The organism is uncultured Agitococcus sp., assembly GCF_937920075.1.
GTDB lineage: Bacteria > Pseudomonadota > Gammaproteobacteria > Pseudomonadales > Moraxellaceae > Agitococcus.
Genome location: NZ_CALETI010000361.1, coordinates 1 through 5932, shown reverse-complemented (window position 1 = coordinate 5932; position 5932 = coordinate 1). Strand labels below are relative to the sequence as shown.

At 40.8% G+C, this 5932-nt stretch carries 6 protein-coding genes; 4 read left to right on the top strand and 2 right to left on the bottom strand.

The window, feature by feature from the left end; genetic code table 11:
* On the top strand, positions 1–1118 hold a 1118-nt coding region (locus Q0212_RS12375; protein ID WP_297925958.1), incomplete at its 5' end, for a multidrug effflux MFS transporter.
* Here Q0212_RS12375 and Q0212_RS12370 read toward each other — a convergent pair.
* On the bottom strand, positions 1098–2144 hold the full coding sequence (locus Q0212_RS12370) for an AraC family transcriptional regulator (RefSeq protein WP_297925956.1): 1047 nt from the start codon (positions 2142–2144) through the stop codon (positions 1098–1100). The two genes, Q0212_RS12375 and Q0212_RS12370, sit on opposite strands and share 21 nt — an antisense overlap.
* A gap of 174 nt (positions 2145–2318) precedes the next feature.
* On the opposite strand from Q0212_RS12370, the gene Q0212_RS12365 reads away from it, so the two are divergent.
* Together Q0212_RS12365 and Q0212_RS12360 are read left to right on the top strand one after the other, a co-directional pair.
* Positions 2319–3170 (top strand): metal-dependent hydrolase, encoded by an 852-nt coding sequence (locus tag Q0212_RS12365; protein ID WP_297925954.1) that lies wholly within the window; start codon positions 2319–2321, stop codon positions 3168–3170.
* A 165-nt stretch (positions 3171–3335) separates the two neighbouring features.
* Positions 3336–4721, top strand: coding sequence for an adenosylmethionine--8-amino-7-oxononanoate transaminase (locus Q0212_RS12360; protein WP_297925952.1), 1386 nt, complete (start codon positions 3336–3338; stop codon positions 4719–4721).
* Between the two features lie 20 nt (positions 4722–4741).
* On the opposite strand, the gene Q0212_RS12355 is transcribed toward Q0212_RS12360, so the two are convergent.
* A complete protein-coding gene (locus Q0212_RS12355) occupies positions 4742–5674 on the bottom strand; it encodes an HrgA protein (protein WP_297925950.1) in 933 nt (310 codons plus the stop codon).
* A 94-nt stretch (positions 5675–5768) separates the two neighbouring features.
* On the opposite strand from Q0212_RS12355, the gene Q0212_RS16845 reads away from it, so the two are divergent.
* The coding region (locus tag Q0212_RS16845; protein ID WP_367175950.1) for an RNA methyltransferase PUA domain-containing protein at positions 5769–5932 on the top strand (164 nt) is incomplete at its 3' end.

Below are 5932 nucleotides of genomic sequence, written 5' to 3'. Positions count from 1 at the left end.
CGATTGGCCCTTTATCAATTGATATGTACTTACCCAGTTTTCCAACCTTGGAAAAAGAGCTAGGCCAAGGCGCACAACTTAGTTTAGCCAGTTTTTTTATTGGCATGACTATTGGCCAAATCTTATATGGTTCATTAAGTGATCGTTTTGGCCGCAAACCACCTTTAGTGATTGGCTTGAGCATTTTTATGATAGCTGCCTTTTTCGCAGGCCACGCTCAAACCATGCATGAGCTGATTATTTATCGTTTTTTTCAAGGTTTTGGTGGTTGTTCAGGGATGGTCATTGCGCGTGCCATTGTACGTGACCGTTGCCAAGCGACACAGGCTGCGCAAGCCTTTTCGATGTTATTGTTGGTCATGGGCTTAGCGCCCATTCTTGCGCCATTATTAGGCAGTTATTTTTTAACACAATTTGGTTGGCAGAGTATTTTTTATTTTAAAGCCGTGTTTGCCAGTCTGTGTTTAGTTGCGATTATGAGTTTAATTCCTGAAAGTTTAACGCAACCGCGAAAACTACAATTGAGCCAAGTCTTAATCAATTATTGGCAGTTATTATTCGATCGCTCTTTTATAGGTTATACCCTAGCAAGCTGTTTAGCTTTTTCAGGCATGTTTGCTTATATTGCTGGCTCGCCTGATTTATTAATTAATTTGTATGGCTTATCACCCAGTCAATATAGCTTAATTTTTGGTGCAAATGCGCTTGGTTTTATTATTGCCAGTCAAATTAATGCGTGGTTATTACGGCGCGGCTATTCGATGTTTAAGCTCTTACACTATGCTTTATACATTCCTGCTATCGCCAGTAGTTTGTTGTGTATGAGCATATTTTTACATATAGAATCTTTAACGTTATTACTAATAGGTTTATTTAGTTACATTGCCAGTTTGGGCTTTATTAGCCCCAATGCAGGCGCGGCAGCAATGGCCAATCAAGGTCATCAAGCAGGCACAGCGTCTGCCTTAATGGGGGTGTTGCAATTTAGTTTAGCGGCGGTGATTGGCGGTATTTTGGGCATTTGGCAAACAAATACCGCTTTACCCATTTTTGCTATATTAGCCTTTTGTGGTATCAGTAGTTTTACATGGCATCGTTTAATCGTAAATCGTAGTTAATCGAAACTCACGAGGTGTTTTGCCCGTCCATTGTTTAAAGGCACGGGTAAAATTCGCAGGATTGTTATAGCCTAAACGCTGGGCAATTAATTGAATTTCGGCTTGTGTTTGGCGTAATAATTGTTGAGCATCGCGTTGCCGTGCTGTTTCTAATAATTGTTGGTAGTTAGTCCCTTGTTGTTGCAAATGACGGCGCAAACTCCGCTCCGAAATATGCAAGCGATCCGCCACTTGTGTTGGCGTCAAATATCCTTGCTCATTCGCTTGTAATAAGATATTCACCATCATCACCACATCTTGCTCAATACTGGGCAATAACGCCAACTCTCGCTCACACTGTGCAATCGCCATGCTTAAAGCTTCAGAATTAGCGGTATTAATCATTTGTGGCAAAATACTTTTAGGAACTTTGAGTTGATTAATTGGCTGACCATAATAAATTGTTGGTAATTGCAAATGCTCAAGTTGAGCCAAATAATCAGGCTGAGGAATGGCAAAATGTAACTCCGCTTGCAAGGGTTTGCCTGCTAACAAAAAACGCAAACCATAATAAACCCCCGACAACACCGCCTCTAACAATACTTTTTCCACATCTGGTGGCATGGGATACTGACAATAAATCGAAAACACAACATGGTCTGGGTCGTCAATATAACGTAAATTAACCCCTCGACCTCTAACATGCCAAAAACGCTGCAAAATTTTCATCGCATCGGCAATGGTTGCCGCCGACATTAAGGCATAGCCCAAACTACCATGTGCGGTCAATGGTTGACGTGCGCCCACCTCTAGCCCTAAACCATGATTACCCACCAATGCTATCACCGCCGTGACTAATCGCTCATATTCTTGGCTGGATATTCGTCCTGTTGCCTGAGCAAAAATTTGCGGATTAATTTGTGCATGTGCCAACACTTGTGCCTGACTCACGCCTCGTTCTTGGGCAATCTGCAAATAAATTACAGGATAAGTCACGGGTAAATGTGCGTATTGTATTTGTTCTTTTGGATAATGTATTAGGGACATAATGGCCACCAATGATAAGTGACTTGTCCGCGTAGCGTCTCACGTTTTAGGCTAAAAGGCAATTATGCTTAAGTCATAATATGCTCCGTGAGCAAATGTGATAACGGCGGCTGAGCGGAGTCGAAGCCTACTTCGACTCCGCTCAGTATGCTGATTTTAACTAAGAGGTGTCCCATGACTGCTGCAATTACCCCCTCATTGACCCAACAAAATGCTGGTCATCATCACGATTTAAAAGTGCGTCAAATGGATTTTGCCCTCAACGATATTCCTGAATTTTGGTATGACAACGATCCCTTCAAAACTTTATTACTGTCAGCATTATCAGGTGGATTTCCTGCTGGCGAACATTTTTTTATTCATTCGGTTCGTCACTTTCAAGACCAAATTAAAGACCCCGAACTACGCCAAGCAGTACGCGCCTTTATTGGTCAAGAAGCCCATCACTCCAAAGAACACGAAGTGTTAAATGATTTAATGATTAAACATGGCTATTCGATTGACCGTATTGATCGTAATGTTGCCTTTGCCATGAAATGGTATAAAACCTATTTAAGCCCTGCCCGTCAGTTAGCACACACTGCTGCGGTTGAACACTTTACCGCCCTGATGGCTGAAGAATATTTATTTAACACCAATGAATTAGACAAAATGGATCCACGTTTAGCACCGTTATGGGCGTGGCATGCCATTGAAGAAACCGAACACAAAGCAGTGGCTTTTGATGTCTATAAAGCTACCGTCAATAATGAATGGATTCGCTTGTCACAAATGGCTATTTGTACCGTGATGTTTTTGGGCTTTTCTACCTATGACTTTATGACCTTGATGCGAGAATCTGGTCGTCAAGGTGACGTTAAAATGTGGGCAAAAGGTATTAATTATTATTGGGGAACAAAAGGTATTTTTAGAAAAATGATTCCCAGTTATTTTAAGTACTACCGCAAAGACTTTCATCCGTGGCAGCATAATAGCCAATCTATGGTTGATAAACTCAAAGCAAAATATTTAGGTGATAAGGCTTAGCTTAGCTTTCGACTTCGCTCAGGATACCAAATCTAAAATGGTTGCCCTTCGACTACGCTCAGGGAGCAAAGTCGTGGTGGTTGAGCGAAGTCGAAACCAAACAAATTTCCGCTACTTTTACAAAACCTGTCTATAATGCCTCGTTCATTTGGCGAGGCGATAACCATGACTAACCAACAACTGATGCAACGTGATTTAGCGGTATTGTGGCACCCTTGTACACAAATGCACGATCACGAACAAATTCCTTTAGTCCCAATTGCCAAAGCGCAAGGTATTTGGTTAGAAGACTTTGATGGTAAACGGTATATTGATGCCATTAGCTCGTGGTGGGTCAACATTTGGGGACACGCCCACCCACATATCAATCAAGCCATCAAACAGCAATTAGATACCCTTGAGCATGTGATCTTGGCGGGTTTTAGCCACGAACCCGTGATTGAGTTGGCCGAAAAATTAGTTGCCCTTGCACCACAAGGTTTAAGCCGTTGTTTTTTTGCTGATAATGGCTCGGCGGCTGTTGAAGTTGCCTTAAAAATGAGTATGCACTATTGGCATAATCAAGGCGAAAAACAAAAAACACGTTTTGTGTCCTTGCAAGGTAGCTATCATGGCGAAACGCTTGGGGCATTAGCTGTGACTGATATTCCGTTGTTTTCGGAAACCTACGCCCCACTACTCAGCCAACATTATCGTGTGCCATCGCCAGATTGGACACAAGCACCCGAAGGCATGACAGCCGAAGCCTTTGCCCGCCAACAATTTAATGCGCTTGAACAACTGTTAATTGAAAAGCACAGCGAAATTTGTGCGGTGATTGTTGAGCCACTGATTCAAGGCGCAGCAGGCATGAAAATGTATCATCCTGTCTATTTGCAGTTATTACGTGCCGCTTGTGACAAATATGGTGTGCATTTAATTGCTGATGAAATTGCCGTTGGTTTTGCCCGTTCAGGTCGTTTTTTTGCTTGTGAGCACGCCAATATTCGTCCTGATTTTTTGTGTTTATCTAAAGCCTTAACCGCAGGTTATTTACCAATGTCGGTGGTTTTAACCACTGAAGCTATTTATCAAGGATTTTATCACCCTTACTCTACACTCAAAGGTTTTTTACATTCACATAGTTTTACCGGAAATCCTTTAGCCGCAAGAGCCGCTTTGGCTTCTTTAGAGTTATTTGCCCTTGATCCACACTTACAACGCCAACAGCAAATTCATCACGTTTGCCAACAAGCCTTAGAGCCGTTAAAAAATCATGCTCATATTGTCAATATTCGACAAACAGGCACGATTTGCGCGTTTGATTTGGTGCAAGACAAAGCAAGCAAAACACCATTTGATTGGCGTGAGCGTCGTGGTTTGCAGGTGTTTCAAGCCGCGTTAGAACAAGGCGTGTTATTACGCCCTATTGGTAATACCGTGTATGTGATGCCACCTTATGTGATGACCGATGATGAATTGCGTTATGTGCTTAAAGTAGCAGGTGATGCGGTGGACATAGCGACCCAAGCACCTGCTAAAGGGAGTGATGTGGGTGTGAGTTTGCCTTGAACTAAATAACACTTAATATCTTATAATTTATTCCAATCCCTACTACGGAAACGCCCCGTTTGGTAGTAGGTCGAAACCAGCTCTATGTAATCTTTGAAGTCTTCGTTTTCAACTAATATTCTATTAACAGACTGCCAGTCAACATCTGCTCTTGCTTTAGCTGGAATCATCATTTCACTTTCGCTAGGATTTTCTGAGTTTAATAAAATAATTCCAATGCCATGCAATGCAGATAACATTCTTAGCTCTTGCTCTACCATCACATCAGAAATCGATGTTGCCACTAAATAGCCTTCATTAGCCCAACTAGAGTTACTTACTGCCTGAAAAAAGCTTTTTCGGACATTTGAGCTATTAAGTTCTTTTTTAACTTCAAATGACCATAAACGAACACTTTGCCCAGCAGCTTGCTTAACACAACTACGAACTAACTCATTCCATTCTTTATCTACTGGTTGCATTGCTACAATGTCAGGATGTAACCATTGATTTCCACCTGTCCCACGAGTATTTTTTGATCTCTTTTCATCAATTCTTTGGCAATATAAATTTAGCTCAGTTTTTAAATAATCAATTAAAATTGGATATAAATCTTTTTCCTGTAAAGTATTGCGTCCATCATCAACAAAGTCATCATCTTGAGATAGTGTTGTAATTTGATTATTGTCTAAAATCTTTTCAATATCATACCAATAAACTCGTGGTCGAGGTTTATCTCTCCAGCAAACATTAGTATCAGATTTTAATATCTGATCTTTCTGAGAGCCAATTTCAGCTATGATTTGAGAAATAAATGACTTCTCATCATTAAAACGAGGATTAGCTCTTTTTTCTTTATAGTCTTCTGGATATTTTGCTACGATTTGCTCAGCTATCTGCTTAGCATTAAATTTTTCATTAGGATTTTGTTTTAGAAATTCAATAATTTTTTGTGTTTGTGATAATTTAGACACGCTGACATCCCCAAAAGTAGTTATTATCATTTTCTTACAAACGATTTCATATAACACTCTTTTTATTCTATAGTAACTTTTATTGAAACACACCATGACCCGTCTCTACACCCCTACTCCCTTATCGCTCAATACCGAAATTGAACTGCCTGAAGAAGCTGCCCATCATTTTATTAAAGTCTTACGCGCGCACGTTGGCGATAAAGTCTGTTTATTTAATGGTGAAGGCGGTGAATATCATGGTCAATTAAGTCGTGC